Source organism: Commensalibacter sp. A3DC (genome assembly GCF_047307945.1).
Taxonomy (GTDB): Bacteria; Pseudomonadota; Alphaproteobacteria; order Acetobacterales; family Acetobacteraceae; genus Commensalibacter; species Commensalibacter melissae.
Genome location: NZ_JAXOQA010000043.1, coordinates 1 through 15,021 on the forward strand (window position 1 = coordinate 1; position 15,021 = coordinate 15,021).

General features: G+C 37.4%; 17 protein-coding genes. 13 read left to right on the plus strand and 4 right to left on the minus strand.

Annotation, left to right across the window (positions count from 1 at the left end):
• The 3 genes from U0839_RS06195 to U0839_RS06205 form a co-directional block, all read left to right on the plus strand.
• The coding region (locus U0839_RS06195; protein WP_413550302.1) for a glycosyltransferase family 2 protein at window positions 1-1,202 on the plus strand (1,202 nt) is incomplete at its 5' end.
• Window positions 1,195-1,935 carry an ABC transporter ATP-binding protein gene (locus U0839_RS06200; protein ID WP_155565212.1) on the plus strand — a complete coding sequence of 247 codons (741 nt, stop codon included), beginning with the start codon at window positions 1,195-1,197 and terminating at the stop codon, window positions 1,933-1,935. The genes U0839_RS06195 and U0839_RS06200, both read left to right, overlap by 8 nt.
• Complete coding sequence (locus tag U0839_RS06205) at window positions 1,932-2,696, plus strand: ABC transporter permease (RefSeq protein WP_155565211.1); 765 nt, start codon at window positions 1,932-1,934, stop codon at window positions 2,694-2,696. The genes U0839_RS06200 and U0839_RS06205 overlap by 4 nt, the downstream gene beginning before the upstream one ends.
• Before the next feature lie 6 nt (window positions 2,697-2,702).
• On the opposite strand, the gene U0839_RS06210 is transcribed toward U0839_RS06205, so the two are convergent.
• Complete coding sequence (locus U0839_RS06210) at window positions 2,703-2,996, minus strand: YciI family protein (protein WP_122123336.1); 294 nt, start codon at window positions 2,994-2,996, stop codon at window positions 2,703-2,705.
• A 127-nt stretch (window positions 2,997-3,123) separates the two neighbouring features.
• Between U0839_RS06210 and U0839_RS06215 the strand changes: the two genes are divergently transcribed.
• From U0839_RS06215 to ccmI, 7 genes are read left to right on the plus strand one after another with little or no spacing between them, the layout of a single operon-like run.
• Complete coding sequence (locus U0839_RS06215) at window positions 3,124-3,903, plus strand: heme ABC transporter permease (protein WP_155565210.1); 780 nt, start codon at window positions 3,124-3,126, stop codon at window positions 3,901-3,903.
• Between the two features lie 2 nt (window positions 3,904-3,905).
• On the plus strand, window positions 3,906-4,046 hold the full coding sequence (locus tag U0839_RS06220; RefSeq protein WP_196424223.1) for a heme exporter protein CcmD: 141 nt from the start codon (window positions 3,906-3,908) through the stop codon (window positions 4,044-4,046).
• Window positions 4,036-4,530, plus strand: a complete 495-nt coding sequence (gene ccmE, locus U0839_RS06225; protein WP_155565208.1) for a cytochrome c maturation protein CcmE — start codon at window positions 4,036-4,038, stop codon at window positions 4,528-4,530. Before U0839_RS06220 ends, ccmE begins: the two co-directional genes overlap by 11 nt.
• A gap of 15 nt (window positions 4,531-4,545) precedes the next feature.
• Window positions 4,546-6,540, plus strand: coding sequence for a heme lyase CcmF/NrfE family subunit (locus tag U0839_RS06230; protein ID WP_155565207.1), 1,995 nt, complete (start codon window positions 4,546-4,548; stop codon window positions 6,538-6,540).
• Complete coding sequence (locus tag U0839_RS06235) at window positions 6,537-7,085, plus strand: redoxin family protein (protein WP_413550303.1); 549 nt, start codon at window positions 6,537-6,539, stop codon at window positions 7,083-7,085. The genes U0839_RS06230 and U0839_RS06235 overlap by 4 nt, the downstream gene beginning before the upstream one ends.
• A gap of 3 nt (window positions 7,086-7,088) precedes the next feature.
• Window positions 7,089-7,547, plus strand: a complete 459-nt coding sequence (locus U0839_RS06240) for a cytochrome c-type biogenesis protein CcmH (RefSeq protein ID WP_155565205.1) — start codon at window positions 7,089-7,091, stop codon at window positions 7,545-7,547.
• A gap of 15 nt (window positions 7,548-7,562) precedes the next feature.
• Window positions 7,563-8,291 carry a c-type cytochrome biogenesis protein CcmI gene (ccmI, locus tag U0839_RS06245; protein ID WP_413550304.1) on the plus strand — a complete coding sequence of 243 codons (729 nt, stop codon included), beginning with the start codon at window positions 7,563-7,565 and terminating at the stop codon, window positions 8,289-8,291.
• Here the strand turns inward: ccmI and U0839_RS06250 are convergent.
• The 3 genes from U0839_RS06250 to U0839_RS06260 all read right to left on the minus strand — a co-directional run bounded on the left by U0839_RS06250 (window position 8,288) and on the right by U0839_RS06260 (window position 9,998).
• A complete protein-coding gene (locus U0839_RS06250; protein WP_155565203.1) occupies window positions 8,288-9,046 on the minus strand; it encodes an STM4504/CBY_0614 family protein in 759 nt (252 codons plus the stop codon). The genes ccmI and U0839_RS06250 overlap by 4 nt on opposite strands.
• A gap of 88 nt (window positions 9,047-9,134) precedes the next feature.
• Window positions 9,135-9,659, minus strand: coding sequence for a hypothetical protein (locus U0839_RS06255; RefSeq protein ID WP_155565202.1), 525 nt, complete (start codon window positions 9,657-9,659; stop codon window positions 9,135-9,137).
• A gap of 159 nt (window positions 9,660-9,818) precedes the next feature.
• Complete coding sequence (locus U0839_RS06260; RefSeq protein WP_155565201.1) at window positions 9,819-9,998, minus strand: bacterioferritin-associated ferredoxin; 180 nt, start codon at window positions 9,996-9,998, stop codon at window positions 9,819-9,821.
• A 219-nt stretch (window positions 9,999-10,217) separates the two neighbouring features.
• Here U0839_RS06260 and bfr point away from each other — a divergent pair, with 219 nt between their 5' ends.
• The 3 genes from bfr (at window position 10,218) to U0839_RS06275 (ending at window position 14,987) form a co-directional block, all read left to right on the plus strand.
• Window positions 10,218-10,706 (plus strand): bacterioferritin, encoded by a 489-nt coding sequence (gene bfr, locus U0839_RS06265; protein ID WP_110438757.1) that lies wholly within the window; start codon window positions 10,218-10,220, stop codon window positions 10,704-10,706.
• A 232-nt stretch (window positions 10,707-10,938) separates the two neighbouring features.
• Complete coding sequence (locus tag U0839_RS06270; protein ID WP_413550305.1) at window positions 10,939-13,653, plus strand: M16 family metallopeptidase; 2,715 nt, start codon at window positions 10,939-10,941, stop codon at window positions 13,651-13,653.
• Between the two features lie 80 nt (window positions 13,654-13,733).
• Window positions 13,734-14,987 (plus strand): hypothetical protein, encoded by a 1,254-nt coding sequence (locus U0839_RS06275; protein WP_155565199.1) that lies wholly within the window; start codon window positions 13,734-13,736, stop codon window positions 14,985-14,987.
• Window positions 14,988-15,021 lie beyond the last annotated feature (34 nt).

Below are 15,021 nucleotides of genomic sequence, written 5' to 3' on the forward strand. Positions count from 1 at the left end.
AGCAAAATTTTAACTTGTCGATTCTACTGACAGGTTTTCTTACCCAAGATATATGGATTATCAGAAAAGATATATTTGATGATTTCATAAAAGAATTTGATTCTCCAATTCGTTCCATCCATGCCATTAGAATGGCTTTGGCTCTTTATTTATGGAAAAAAAATCATTTTATTTATCATGTCCCTCTGATCTTAAGTCATAGGACTGCAAAAATATCATTACATGATAAAAATGAAACAATTGAAATCATCAAAATTTTCAAAACTAAACTGAATTGGCAATTTAACGTTAATACCCATACATTTCCCTTTGATATAAATTATATAAATTATCAAGATCCCGTAAGCCTCATCATCCCGACAACCCTCGGTTCCGAAACCATACATCAATGTATTACAAAACTAATAAAAAAAACCTCTTACCCAAGATTAGAAATTATTCTTGTCATCTCGCAAAATAAACCCTTGACAAAACAACAGGAGAAATTTCTCAGTTCATTCCAGTATCATAAACATTTAAAAGTTCTATTTGTTGAAACGGATCAATTCAATTTTTCGAAAAGTTGCAACGTTGCCATCAGGCATTCTAAATACCCTTTTATAGCCCTAATAAACGATGATATTGAACCTCTGGATCAAAACTGGTTATCCTTAATGATGGGTCATATGCAAAATGAAAAAGTAGGTGCTGTTGGTGCAAAACTATTTTATCCTGATAAAAATATTCAGCATGCGGGCGTTATAATGGGTGCCGCTAATTTATGTGAACATGCCGGTCGTTTTCACAAGTCAGATAATTTTTACCTGACGCATGATCATGAGGTCAGTGCCGTGACGGGTGCCTGTATGGTTATTCGTCGTCTGGCTTTTAACGAGGTAAATGGATTTGATGAGACATTTGAAATAGCATATAACGATATTGATTTCTGTTTACGTTTAAGAGAGAAAAAATATCATATCATCCAGTGTCAGAATGCACAACTGATCCATTACGAATCTCTTTCACTCGGAAATCATTACAAGGGTGAACGTGCCGGAAAAGAACGACAGGAAATTCTTTCCCTGAAGAAAAAACATTTTAAAATCATAAATCATGATCCATTTTATAATCCCAATTATTCCCTGCAACGTGGAAGAGATTACCAGCTTGCCTTTCCCCCTCGCATTTCAATTCCATTTGGATTAACTGAAAATAATGTCTGATTCCAATCCCCCAAGCATTTTGATAGAGAATATTTCATTAACCTTCAATAATTGTCAATTGTTCAAAAATCTAAACACTGTTTTTCCAGCCGGAAAATTCAGTATTATTCTTGGTGCAAGTGGTGTGGGTAAAAGTAGTCTTTTAAAAATAATTGCAGGATTGCAACCTTGTAAGCTGGGAAGCGTAAAAGCGGATGATAACAAATCTTTATCAAAACGGATCAGTTATATGGGACAACAGGATCTGTTAATGCCTTGGGCAAAAATACTACATAATGTCACCCTAGGCAGTAAACTCCGTGGTGAAAAACCAAATCGGCATAAAGCTTTAGATATCCTTGAACAAGTAGGCCTATCCCATGTTGCAAATGCATATCCATCCGAACTGTCTGGCGGAATGCGTCAACGTATCGCTCTTGCAAGAACACTGTATGAAAATCGCCCCATCGTTTTAATGGATGAACCTTTTTCAGCATTGGATAGTGTAACACGAACCAACATGCAAACCTATACGGCAAAATTGTTGAAAGGTAAAACAGTTATTCTTATCACACATGATCCTTTCGAAGCTTGTCGATTGGGAGAACAAATTCAGATTATGGCAGGAACTCCTGCAAAACTATACGATTCTTTGGTAGTTCCTGGATCTATACCTCATCCGCTGGAAAATCTCGACTTACAAAAGGCCCAAGCCCATTTGTTATCTCTTTTGATAGAAAAAACACAATCATGAAAACTCATTTACATGAATCTTTGTTAATAAGTATCCGCATTGTTTCATTAATCGGAAGCTTGATTTTTATCTGGTGGTTGATCAGTTTTTTCAATTACGTCCCCGCTTATCTTTTACCCTCACCTTCAGCGGTCGTTCAGGCTCTAAACAATAATCATCAGCTTTTATGGCAAGCCACGCTTACAACAACACAAGAAACCATAATAGGGTTGGTAATTGGATGTTTTTTTGGAATGTTTCTTGCTCTTTTTATGATACTTGTTCCTTTTCTCCGTCACTGGTTAATGCCCATCATCATTATCAGTCAATCAATTCCCACCTTTGCTCTAGCCCCTTTACTCGTATTATGGTTTGGTTTCGGAATAAGTTCAAAAGTTGTAATGACCGTTATAATGATTTTTTTTCCCGTAACTTCATCCTTTTTTGACGGCCTAAACAGAACACCTCAAGGATATCTTGATTTAAGCAAAACCATGAATACATCTGCCTTACGACAACTTTTATTTATACGTATTCCTGCTGCTTTACCCGCTTTTTCGTCAGGTTTGAAAATCGCAGCAGCTATCGCTCCCATTGGTGCGGTCATTGGAGAATGGGTCGGCGCGTCTTCCGGTTTGGGATATTTAATGCAAAACGCCAACAACCGTTTTCAAACAGATTTGATGTTTGCCGCTCTTTTGATATTATCATTCATGACAATGAGTTTGTGGGGAATCGTTACATTAACAACGAAAACCTTAATTCCCTGGTCAAATGAATAAACTTAATTATATTAGCATCTGACCTTCGGAACAAACTTCCTTAAAGGAACGAATTATGACACTTTCAAATAAACCTGCTTTTGCATAAGGATCACTGATGGCAAATCCCTCGGCAGCTGCTCGATCTTCTACATTCAAAATAATGAGTGAGCCACAACTTTTTCCCTCATTATCCAATAAGGGGCCAGCAATTTTTATTTGTTTTTCATAAGTTTTAAGATACGCCAGATGTTGAGAGCGAACAGCCATTCTCATTTCCAGAGACGAAGGTTTGTCATTACACATTATTACAAATAACATTTGTTCTCCCATCACTACTTTACAAATCATAAATAAAAAAACATATTATGACCAAGAATGGATAAGCTTGCCAGTTTTTTAAATATAAAATATCCTCTTATTTTCCATAAACCCTGATTATTTTTCAATGACTGATTCAAGAACTCTATCAAAACCAAGAAATAATCGATTTTTTTCAATCAATCGATTAGCAAATCCGAAATTTTTTTTTCAGTTTACGACAAAACTTCAGCCCTGGATCAACGGGTTTGCTTTGTTTTTCATCGTCATTGGAATAATATGGGGCCTTTTTATCTCCCCAGCAGATTGGCAGCAAGGAGATAGCGTAAGAATTATGTATATTCATGTTCCCATGGCCATGCTTGCCAGTGCCGGTTATATTTTACTTGCTTTTTGCGGTTTTTCATCCCTAGTCTGGAAACATCCCTTAGCCGATCTAGCGGCCAAAGAAATTGGACCTGTTGGAGCTATTGTAACTGCCCTATGTTTAATAACGGGGTCCATTTGGGGAAAACCCATGTGGGGCACTTGGTGGGTTTGGGATGCACGATTAACATCAGTTCTGATATTGTTTTTTCTCTATTTAGGACATATCACTTTATGTCATGCCTTTGATGAACCTCAAAAGGGTTATAAGGCAGCTTCCATTCTTGCCCTTGCAGGCGTTTTTGATCTCCCTATAATCAAATTCAGTGTTCAATGGTGGAACACATTACATCAGCCAAATACATTCAGTTTAACCCATGCCTCTTCAATCACTCTTTCCATTGCTACCCCATTGATTTTCTGTTCGCTGGGTTTTTCCCTTGGATTTATAGGTATACTATTTACACGAATTCGAACCGCCATTCTTGAAAACCAGATCCATCGCCTACTTATCAATTCACAATCTTTGTCAATGCAATGATCATGTCGCATCTCCCCTACTTGATTTCCGCTTATGGAATTACCCTGTTAACTGTTTTGGCTCTATGGCTTACCACTTATAGACGGTTTCACCAGGCAAAAAATAAACTGGACATTATGAAAAAACTTAGTCATGAAACGTAAAACTCAACGTCTATGGATAATCCTAACTTGCATGATAGGCTTCGCGATTGCAATCGCATTGATTTTATCAGCTTTTTCAAGTAATTTAGTCTATTTCAAAGTTCCTTCCCAACTCATAAACCAATCCATATCTAATTCTACCACAATACGATTGGGAGGAATGGTTGTAGCCAACTCCCTTCATCATCAGAATGACCATCACACACCAATCGCTATATTTGATATTACAGATGGAAAAGCTGCCATTCATGTAAAATATAGAGGCATTTTACCTGATCTATTTCGAGAGGGACAAAGCGTTATTGCCATTGGTTACTTAAATCCTCAAGGAATATTCATCGCCACTGAAGTATTGGCCAAACATGATGAAACTTACATGCCTAAAGAAATCGCCGACGCTTTGCGCAAAAATGGCAAGTGGGATCCGCGTTTTGGTCCACCACCCGATCCAGACAGCTGGAACCACATGATAAAACCCCAATAAGCAATGGAATGACAAATGTTTTCAATTCTTCTAAGTCCCGAACTTGGTCATTTTGCATTGGCACTTGCCTGCTGTTTGGCGGGGGCTCAATTTGTTCTGCCATTACTAGGAAACAAAAAATATAATTTTCATTTAATGAATCTAGCGTCCCCCCTGGCATGGGGACAGTTTTTCACTCTGTTGATAACATTTATTTGTTTGGTTACAGCAGCATTGAATAATGACTTTTCTGTGCAAAATATCTTACAGAATAGTGCAAGTGACAAACCCATTCTTTATAAAGTAACAGGCATATGGGGAAATCACGAAGGTTCAATTCTCTTGTGGGCATTTATACTTTCCTTTTTCGGGGTTCTTTTTTCAAGTTTCAGTCATCATCTTCCATTTTCATTGAGAATAAAAATCATTGCCATTCTTGGCGGATGCGCAGCTGGTTTTGAACTTTTTTGCCTGATTACATCAAATCCTTTCCTGCGAATCTGGCCTACCCCGATGGAAGGTCAAGGAATGAACCCGCTACTTCAGGACCCGGGATTGGCGTTTCATCCCCCAATTCTTTATACTGGCTATGTAGGTTTTTCAATCCCATTCGCCTTTGCTGTTGCCGCATTGATGGAAAAACGAATTGATGCAGTCTGGGGACGATGGATTAGACCCTGGGTTATTACTGCATGGGTTTTTCTTACCGCTGGTATAGCAATTGGATCATGGTGGTCCTACTATGTTCTTGGATGGGGAGGCTACTGGTTTTGGGATCCTGTCGAAAATGCCGCATTAATTCCATGGTTGACGGGAACTGCCTTATTACACTCAGCCTTGATCGTTGAAAAACGTGAAGCCCTGAAAGCATGGACGATTTTTCTTTCCATTATAACTTTTTCTCTTGCATTATGTGGAACTTTTCTGGTGCGTTCTGGCATATTAAATTCCGTACACGCATTTGCATCAGATCCAACCCGTGGAATTTTCATTCTTGTATTACTAACAATTATTTGTGGAGGCGCTTTGGTTCTGTTTGCGTGGCAGGCTCCACTTCTTTTATTCACGGCATTATTTGCGCCTTTATCTCGAGAAGGCTCAATCATTCTCAATAATATATTATTCTGCTCCCTGGCTGCCATTATTTTGGTTGGCACCCTCTACCCTCCTGTTTTACAAATGATTGATGGAGAGACTATTTCCGTTGGAAAACCATTTTTTGACAAAACCTTTATCCCTCCGGCCCTTATTGCTATTTTTTTTATGGCATTTGCACCTTGGTTGGCATTTAAAAAAGCAAAAATAAAAAATTTGCTTCGTCCTTTATCCATTATGGGAATTATTACGATCATTATCGTTATCGCAAGTTTTATTTATTTACATCGTTTCTTGCCAGCGATTGCGACAGGGGTTTCATTCTGGGTAATCATGGGTGCCCTCACAGATTTCAGCGGTAAATTATCTTTATTTCATACCTCTTTCAAAAATAATATCAGCCGGATGAAAAATTTACCCAGATCCTTTTATGCTGCCTATATTGCTCATATTGGCGTTGCTGTTACCTTATTGGGGATTGTGGGAATGGCCTATAGTCAACAAAAAATTGTTGAGGTACCTATTGGGACAACTCTGCATCTGGCGGGTTATGAATGGACCCTGGAATCTGTACAGAAAAAAAATGGACCCAACTATCAATCCGAGGAGGCGGTTCTTAAAATCAGTAGACATAATAAAACAATATGCTGGATGTTTCCTGCCCGACATTTTTTTCCTCGCCAGCAACAGGTCATAACAGATGTAGCCATTCATACCAATTTTATCGCTGATTTGTACGCTGTTCTTGGAGATAACAGGAACAATCATGACAAAGCTAGCGTCTATGTCCTGAGATTACATTTCAACCCCTTGGCACCCTGGATCTGGATCGGTGGTTTCATTATGATATTAGGAGGTATCATCACCCTTATTGATCTTTGCGCCAATAAGAACAATAAAAAATTTTCTATGCAAAATATGGAACAATCATCATGAAATCCATTACCCGACGACGATTGATATGGGGATTACCACTGGGTGCAACCGTTCTTGCAGGTGGAGGGTTTGCCACGATGCTTTCCAGTTTAAAAAATGGAAAATTCGATCCGCATAAAATAGAACTTCCCAATTTGAACAAACCTATTTCAAATTTCAAACTCAAGCCAATATTATCCTACAAAAATTTTGACAGTCTATTGTTAAAGCAACAGCACAAACCCGTATTAATCAATTTTTTTGCTTCATGGTGTCTACCCTGTATCAGTGAGATGCCAATTTTGAATCAGCTTTCCACCAGGCTTTCCATATGGGGCATAGCTTATAAAGACAAATATAATACGATAGACCAGTTTCTAAACCGTCATGAAAATCCATATCAATATCTAGGACAGGATGATGAGGGGATGATTGGAATCAATTGGGGAATTTCTGGCGTGCCTGAAAGTTTTCTTATTATCCCGGGGGGAATTATACGTTGGCATTATGCCAAACCTTTGGATAAAACTGCCGTTTCATCCCTGCTTTCACTTGTAGGGACCTGATCAATGCGATTAGTTATCATTCTTGTCCTGATAATCATTAACTTTTTTTCTATTCCCATCTATGGTCTCGACAGCCCTGATGAAATATTGCCAAACCAACGGCAGGAAAAAAAAGCCGAAGAAATTGGCTCGCAATTACGCTGTCTTGTTTGCCAGAATGAATCCATAGAAGACAGTAATGCCGAACTGGCAAGGGATCTAAGAAAAGTCGTTCGCCAACATGTTCAGGCTGGTGAAACCGATGATCAAATCATCCAATGGATGGTTGACCGTTACGGCAATTTCGTGCGGTTAAGTCCTCCCCTTAATCTTGCAACCGCATTATTGTGGTTTATGCCTTTACTTGCCCTTTTGACAGGGTGTCTAATAGCTCTCATAAATTTCAGGAAAAAAGGGTTGAAGCCATCTCCCTTAAATAAAGATGAAGAAAAACGTCTTGAAAAATTGATGAAAGAACCTTGATCCATGTTATGGATAATGATGATTTTAATCAGTCTTATCAGTTTGATACCCTGTTTTATAAGTCTGTACCAAAAAAAATATCCTTCAATAGCGAATAATCCTTCAATAGCTTTTTACCAGTTACAACTTAAAGAACTGGAAAGTGAATTGCGGCAGGAATTGATTTTACCAGAAGAATATCATCAGGCAAAACTTGAAATTCAACGCCGGCTTTTAAATTCTGACGATCAAAGTGAAAAAAATAATTCCATATCTTGTGATCCGGCAACCAATGGTCATTTTTTTATTCTGTGCGGCTTGATTTGCATTCCCCTGACCGCCATAGGTCTCTATTTGCTTAATGGTGTACCTGCCTTGCCTTCTCAACCCTTATGGACAAGAATAGCTGAACAGCAAAAACAGAATAAAGATCTCGTACCTTATGTAAAACAATTAAAAGAAAAAATTGTCACGCTTGCTTATAATGATCCGAAACGGATAGAAGGTTACCTCTTACTAGGCCGGATTGAAGCTGAACAAGGTCAGTTAGACAATGCTATTCAAGCCTGGGAAACAGCTCTTGACCAACGTTTTGACCCTTATCTGGCCGCGCAAATTGCCGAACTGATAATTCAAAAAAATGGTCATATGACCGAAGAATCATTCACTCTTTTTCAACAGGCCCTACAACGCGCACCTTCAGATGCACCGTGGCGAAATATGGCTGAACAGAGAGTCATGGAATATCAGAAAAACAATCCTTAATTCTGTTTGAATTGATAATTTCTGAAAGCATTATATAAAAAAACAATATTTGTCGCGGTAAGATGTAAAACATATTCCGCCATAAAAATTGATGGCGATGGAGATTGAGATGAACTGCCGTGACCACCAAAATGATTTCGCAATTCTGGCACCCCTGTTTTGAGAGTCATGATATAACTGTCGATTGTCTTTTCCATCCCAACAGGAAACAATCCATTGTTGTGTATAATTTTTATAAGGTCACTGGCCCGATTGTTTGGATCATATTCCCATTCACATTCATTGCAAATTGATTTCAACAAAGATTCAAAAGCACGATTACATGCGACAATACAATCCTTGATATATTGATTCCAGTAATGTTTATGTGCATTACTATATTCTCCATTAACCTTTTCAAAAGCCTTATTATGAATAATCTCCAATGCAGGTTTAACGATTTCCTTATGAACATATTGATGATCAATCTGATACCCTACGCCTGCATAAAGAAAACGTTTATTCAATTCCTCAATCAACTTAATTAAGATTTCATCGTTAATGAACTTGTAATTAGGATCAACTTTTAAGAGAATTGTTATCCTTATATTAATTACACATTCAATTAAATCTAAAACATGTTCATATTTATCATTACTAACAATATAAGATTCGAATCGATCAATAAAACTTGGTGAATAAGGGTCTAAAAATTTTTTTCCCCATTCCCTTGATACAATTTCATAAGTCAAAATCCACAACTGTTTACTATCCATGTTTATTGGATAATAATTGAATACGATTTGAATATAGATTTATGATTACCATTTTTAAAAAATTATTTTTATGAAATTAAAATATTTTTTACATTGTATTCAATGAAAAAGCGGTTTGACGTTTCTTTTCTGGCGGAGGGTTGGGCTGACAGGAGATAAGATAGATGCCAAATACAAAAATTGTATTACTGATGCTGTTCAATAATAATGTTTCCTGAAAACGCTGATCCGCGACGATTCCTAGATAGATTGAATAGATTGCAAATGGAATCGAGATAATTCTTATGCCTGCCAGCATCATACGAAACGGATTGAGAAATCCTACCCGAATAATGGATTGCATACGATAAATGGAGAAATAAAATAACACGCCAAGACACCATGCCATTACATTAAAAAGCACAGAAAAAATACTCATTTCAAAATAAAGAACAAGTAGAATCAGGGAACCGGCTGAAAAAACCAGCGATCCGAGCTGTAAACTCATTCCAATTTTCAATGCTGACCATTTTTCTGGCAGACGGTCAGCAATTGGTTGGAAAAAACGATCCAGTAACCATAGATCAAAAGCGAGGATTCGATCAGAAACGGGGGGTTTATTATTTGAAAACATGAAACTTTTATCCAGCAACTTTTAAAAAAAGTTATAGCATTATATCAAGCTTAATCAAACAATATACATTTCCAAAAATTATATTTTAACCTTCGCAAAAAGAACCCGCTTTAATTAAAAAAAGCGGGTTAAAGGATATCAAGAAACAAACATACAAAATTAGGGTTGGATCGCGTTTTGCCTATGTTCTTTCAACATACTCAAAATCCGTTGAATACATCGGCCACAGTCGGGTTTTGAACCACAAGATTTATAGACTTTGCTTGGACAGTCTGCACCATCCTTAATAGCATTTCCTATATCCTTGTCGGTTAATGCACGACATGAACAAATATACATCGCCAAGGCCCCATCACAACTAGGTTGTTAATAATGATTATAATAACCATTCTTAATAACTATGTCTACAATTTTTTTATTACGTATCTAAACTTTTTTTGATCATGGATTTATTTCTTTTTTTATTTATAAAAAAAACATATAATTAACTAAATAATCACAAAGATTATTTTAATAATATCAAGTAATTTAAACATACACCAACTAAGGATTTCATTAATGATCAAAGATAAAAAAGTAATTGAATATTTGAATATTCAACTTACAAATGAATTAACAGCCATCAATCAATATTATCTTCACTACAAAACCCTGTGTCATTGGGGAGTCACCATTCTTGGCAAAAAAGAATACCAGGAATCCATTGAGGAAATGAAACATGCAGATTCGCTGATTGAACGTATTCTCATGCTTGACGGATTGCCCAATATGCAAAGACTAAACACCGTACAGATTGGTCAGTCAGTTGAAGAGATCCTCCATGCTGATCGCCAGATGGAGATGAAGGCTTGCAAAGATTTACGCGAGGCAGTTTCCTATTGTGAACAGATACAGGATTACGTGACTCGTCATATTTTTGTTTCAATTTTGGATTCTGAAGAAAAACATATTGACTTCATTGACAAACAATTTGATCTGATCAAACAAATTTCTATAGGTCGATACATCACTTTAAATTCCGATCACGCAACGGAACAAGAATCGTAATTCAGATTTTATTCAATATGGATATCTTATTAAAGTAAGATGTTACTATCTTACTTTCTAAGAAAATTACGAATTATCCTTTTTCATACAAATCAAGTTAATATATCCATCCAATCTTACAATAGATTGTCTTTGACAGATCCTCTGTAATTAAGCAAGATTAGCTTTTACAAATTAAACAACCCTGTTTTAAATATTTCAATAGACAAGACCCGAACAGGAAATCAAAGACATGAGATCAATCCTACCCCCTTTGACACTAAGCTTGACTTTGCTTGCAACCACCCCTTTTAGCGGGTTTCTTCATCCTGCCTATTCTGTTCCCACCAATCATATTTCATCAAAAAATATACCTTCTTCAAAACAGCAGGTAATTCGCGCCACTTTGAAAAATGGATTACGGGTGATTATCATTAAAAATAATTTGGCCCCTGTTGTTACGGCGCAAGTCAACTATCTTGCCGGTTCCAACCAAACGCCAAAGGGATTCCCGGGAACTGCACACGCATTGGAACATATGATGTTTCGTGGAAGCAAAGGTCTAGACAAGGATCAGCTGGCAATTATCGGGGCACAATTGGGCGGAAGCTATAATGCCTTTACCACAGAACACGTCACACAGTATTATTACACAGCTCCTGCCGAAGATTTAGATGTTATCCTGAAAATTGAAGCTTTACGAATGAATGGATTAAGCCTAAATGCCGCGGATTGGGACAAGGAACGTGGAGCGATTGAACAAGAAGTTTCAAGGGATTTGTCCAATCCAATTTATAAATATGTTTCTGAATTACAAAAGATTTTATTCAAGGACACCCCATATGAACATGATGCTTTGGGAACCCGTCCATCTTTTGATAAAACAACCGTTCAGGATTTACGTGAATTCTATGAAACTTACTACACACCCAATAATGCAATCCTTGTTATCTCAGGCGATATTGATCCCCAAAAAACCCTGGCAACTGTCAAACAAAATTTTTCTTCCCTACCTCGCAAAAATCTACCCAAACAAACCTCTTTCAAATTAAAGCCAATAAAAGCCAAAACATTACATTTTCCAACGGATCTCCCAGCTGGACTTATAACAATGGCATGGCGTATGCCTGGGGAAAAATCCAGTGATTATGCCGCCGCGACCATTATGAGTGACGTTATTTCAAGCCAGCGTGAAAAGTTATATGGTTTAGTGCCACAGGGAAAGGCCCTGTCAGCTGATTTTGAATATATTCCCAAAGGCAATACGGGCTTTGGCGTGGCTATTGCAGCATTTCCAAAAAACAGGAATTATCAATCCCTTTTGAACGAGGTTCAGACAATCCTTAGATATTTTCATGAAAATGGTGTTCCGGCCGAACTTGTTGAAGCGGCAAAACGCAAGGAGATTGCATCCCTCAAATTCTCTGCCAACAGTATCACGGGATTGGCCAGCAGCTGGTCAAATGCCTTGGCTTTTCAGGAATTAAATAGTCCTGATGATATGATTGCCGCTCTTAAAGCAGTCACTCCAGAAAAAGTTAACCAATTGGCAAAAAGGATTTTAAAACCGGAAGAAGCGATCACGGCGATTCTCACACCTGAGGATTCCGGAAATCCTCTATCGAAAAAAGGTTATGGAGGTGCTGAATCCTTTGCCTCAATTCCTGATAAACCTGTCCCCTTGCCTGAATGGGCTGATAAGGCACTGAAAAAACTTAATATACCCAAGGCATCCCCTTTACCTACAGATATAACCCTGAAAAATGGTATTCGTTTGATTGTTCAGCCAATCAATGTCAGTGATACCATAAGTGTATTCGGTGCCATTCGACAGAACTCAAGTCTGCAAGAGGAAAAAGATAAGGAAGGTATTTCAGACATTACAGATGAGATGTTCAAGTATGGGACCAAGACTTATGATCGTCTGACTTTTCGCAAACAGATTGATGACATCGCTGCCGATATCAATACAGGAAGCGAATTTTCATTATCTGTTCTTACGCCCTATTTTGACCGTGGTATGCAGTTATTGGCTGATAGCGAGTTAAATCCTTCTTTCAAACAAGAAAACCTAGATATCGTCAAATCACAAACAGCGCAGTCCCTAAAAGGATTATACCAGTCCCCAGGTTATCATTTTGACAGATCCGTTGCAAAAGCGGTCAATCCCATTAATGACCCAAGTTTACGTCAGCCAGTCCCTGAAAAAGTTATGAAATTAACCTTAAATGATTTGGAAAATTTCTATCAGCAATCCTTTCGTCCAGACCTTGCAACAATTGTTGTGGCAGGCAACATAACGCCTGAAAAAGCGAAGGCAACCGTTGAAAAATATTTCGGGTCATGGAAGGCGAAAGGTGTCAGGCCCAATCTTGATTTGCCTCAACGTCCAAATAGCAAGACCTCCTACATTCATGTTCCCGATAAAAGCGCAGTGCAAAGCAGCGTCGCATTGGTTGAATCCATTCCGCTGAACGTTTACCATCCGGATCATTATGCCCTGAACCTTGGCAATGAAATATTAAGTGGCGGATTTGCAGGACGGTTTTACAAAGACTTGCGGGTTAAGACAGGATATGTCTATAACGTAAACAGCTCTTTTGACTGGTCCCGCACACGTGCGGGATATAACATCAGTTTTGGCGCGGATCCTGACAAGGTTGATCTCGCCCGCAAGGCAGCCCTGAAAGACTTGCAGGCCATGCAGACGCAACCCGTCAGCGAACATGAACTGCAACTGGCCAAGGCGTCATTGCTGAGGAGTATCCCATTGCAACGTTCCAGCATTGACAAACTCGCGTCACAATATTTGACCTTCAGCGAATTGGGATTGCCCCTGGACACACCGCAAAGATCAGCCCAAATCTATTATCGGATGAGTGCCGGCGATATTCGGAAAGCCTTTAAAACATGGATCAGAATTGATGATCTCGCCCAGATTACCAAAGGGCCAATTAACCAGAAATAAAATTATATATTATTGTTATTTTGAATTAAAAATTATAATCTTTACCCTTCATCTTATAAAAATTAAGTAGTGGAATTTATATGTCAAAAAATATTTTAATTACATTTGCCGGTCGTCAAGACAGAATGGAAAATTTAAATCAATATATACGATATGCACTAAACAATAATTTATTAGATGAATGGCATATATGGGATTTTACCCGTAATAAAACTGATAAAGAATATGTCAGAAACAATTACGGACCAATAGCATATATGCAAGATAATGCCGGTTACCAATTTTATAAAGATTTACCCAAAAATTCTAAACTTACCATTCCTTTAAGAATATCAAATGATCTTCATATAGCATTTGTAGAAAAAAACCAGGATAAATTTACAGAGGTTGTCATAGGTGGATGGGGTAACTCCGGTTCGGAAATAAGAAGAGTTGATTCAAAAAATTTATATGACAATAATAGAGACAATACAGAGGAAATTTTTAAAACAGAATTTTTCACTCTCCTAAACGCTTACTGCGATAATATCCTCACGATCAGCAGGGGAAGTGATAACGACATAAATATTTCAATCAACGGATATGAATTTCCAACATTCAACCTCCTTAATAGAGACAATATACCAAAACTATACTTGCAAGGCGGATTTGGTGCATGGCTAGAGTTCTGTTATGTCAATGACAGAATAAAACAATTCATAGGCAACTTAAACGAATCTTATCCCTATTATCATGCCTATCGATATTATGCTTCAAGAATTGACCTTTTCAAAGATGATGTTTTCCTGAAATGTGATGATGATATAGTTTATATTGAACTTGAAAAACTGAAGGAATTCATTGAATTCAGACGAAGAAATGATGAATATTTCCTGTTATCAGCAAACGTTGTCAACAACGGCGTATGTGCCTATTTTCAAAAAGAGAATTTATCCATCCCTGATGAGGTAGGTGAATTTGAACTTCCACCTAACGGTTTTAAGGGTAGTTTATGGGAAAATGGAGAAAAAGCTGAAAAGCTACACTCTTATTTCATTAAAAATCGTGGAAAGCCCCTACCTTTAACATCAAAAATTGTAGAATGGGACAAAAGGTTATCAATTAATTTTATATCTTGGAAAGGAAGAGATTTACGCTTTATGATGTTGCCTTTTCAATGCGATGATGAACAAATTTTAACAAGCAATACACCACAATATTTAAATCGTAAAACAGCTTTATTTTCCGATTTTACTGTCTCTCATTTAAGTTTTTATTCACAAGAATCTCATATGAATACAGAATTACTTATCAATGAATATGTAAAATTGAGAAAAGAAAAATATAATATTTAAATATCAGTAATTTCCGGTTTTGACCTGAAAAAAT

What these genes read in the sequence shown, in the direction of transcription:
- U0839_RS06255 (WP_155565202.1), bottom strand. Translation starts at nt 9,659, where the DNA reads ATGTTTTCAAATAATAAACCCCCCGTTTCTGATCGAATCCTCGCTTTT.
- U0839_RS06200 (WP_155565212.1), top strand. Translation starts at nt 1,195, where the DNA reads ATGTCTGATTCCAATCCCCCAAGCATTTTGATAGAGAATATTTCATTA.
- U0839_RS06210 (WP_122123336.1), bottom strand. Translation starts at nt 2,996, where the DNA reads ATGTTATTTGTAATAATGTGTAATGACAAACCTTCGTCTCTGGAAATG.
- U0839_RS06205 (WP_155565211.1), top strand. Translation starts at nt 1,932, where the DNA reads ATGAAAACTCATTTACATGAATCTTTGTTAATAAGTATCCGCATTGTT.
- U0839_RS06270 (WP_413550305.1), top strand. Translation starts at nt 10,939, where the DNA reads ATGAGATCAATCCTACCCCCTTTGACACTAAGCTTGACTTTGCTTGCA.
- bfr (WP_110438757.1), top strand. Translation starts at nt 10,218, where the DNA reads ATGATCAAAGATAAAAAAGTAATTGAATATTTGAATATTCAACTTACA.
- ccmE (WP_155565208.1), top strand. Translation starts at nt 4,036, where the DNA reads ATGAAACGTAAAACTCAACGTCTATGGATAATCCTAACTTGCATGATA.
- U0839_RS06230 (WP_155565207.1), top strand. Translation starts at nt 4,546, where the DNA reads ATGTTTTCAATTCTTCTAAGTCCCGAACTTGGTCATTTTGCATTGGCA.
- U0839_RS06250 (WP_155565203.1), bottom strand. Translation starts at nt 9,046, where the DNA reads ATGGATAGTAAACAGTTGTGGATTTTGACTTATGAAATTGTATCAAGG.
- U0839_RS06240 (WP_155565205.1), top strand. Translation starts at nt 7,089, where the DNA reads ATGCGATTAGTTATCATTCTTGTCCTGATAATCATTAACTTTTTTTCT.
- U0839_RS06275 (WP_155565199.1), top strand. Translation starts at nt 13,734, where the DNA reads ATGTCAAAAAATATTTTAATTACATTTGCCGGTCGTCAAGACAGAATG.
- U0839_RS06215 (WP_155565210.1), top strand. Translation starts at nt 3,124, where the DNA reads ATGACTGATTCAAGAACTCTATCAAAACCAAGAAATAATCGATTTTTT.
- U0839_RS06235 (WP_413550303.1), top strand. Translation starts at nt 6,537, where the DNA reads ATGAAATCCATTACCCGACGACGATTGATATGGGGATTACCACTGGGT.
- U0839_RS06220 (WP_196424223.1), top strand. Translation starts at nt 3,906, where the DNA reads ATGTCGCATCTCCCCTACTTGATTTCCGCTTATGGAATTACCCTGTTA.
- U0839_RS06260 (WP_155565201.1), bottom strand. Translation starts at nt 9,998, where the DNA reads ATGTATATTTGTTCATGTCGTGCATTAACCGACAAGGATATAGGAAAT.
- ccmI (WP_413550304.1), top strand. Translation starts at nt 7,563, where the DNA reads ATGATGATTTTAATCAGTCTTATCAGTTTGATACCCTGTTTTATAAGT.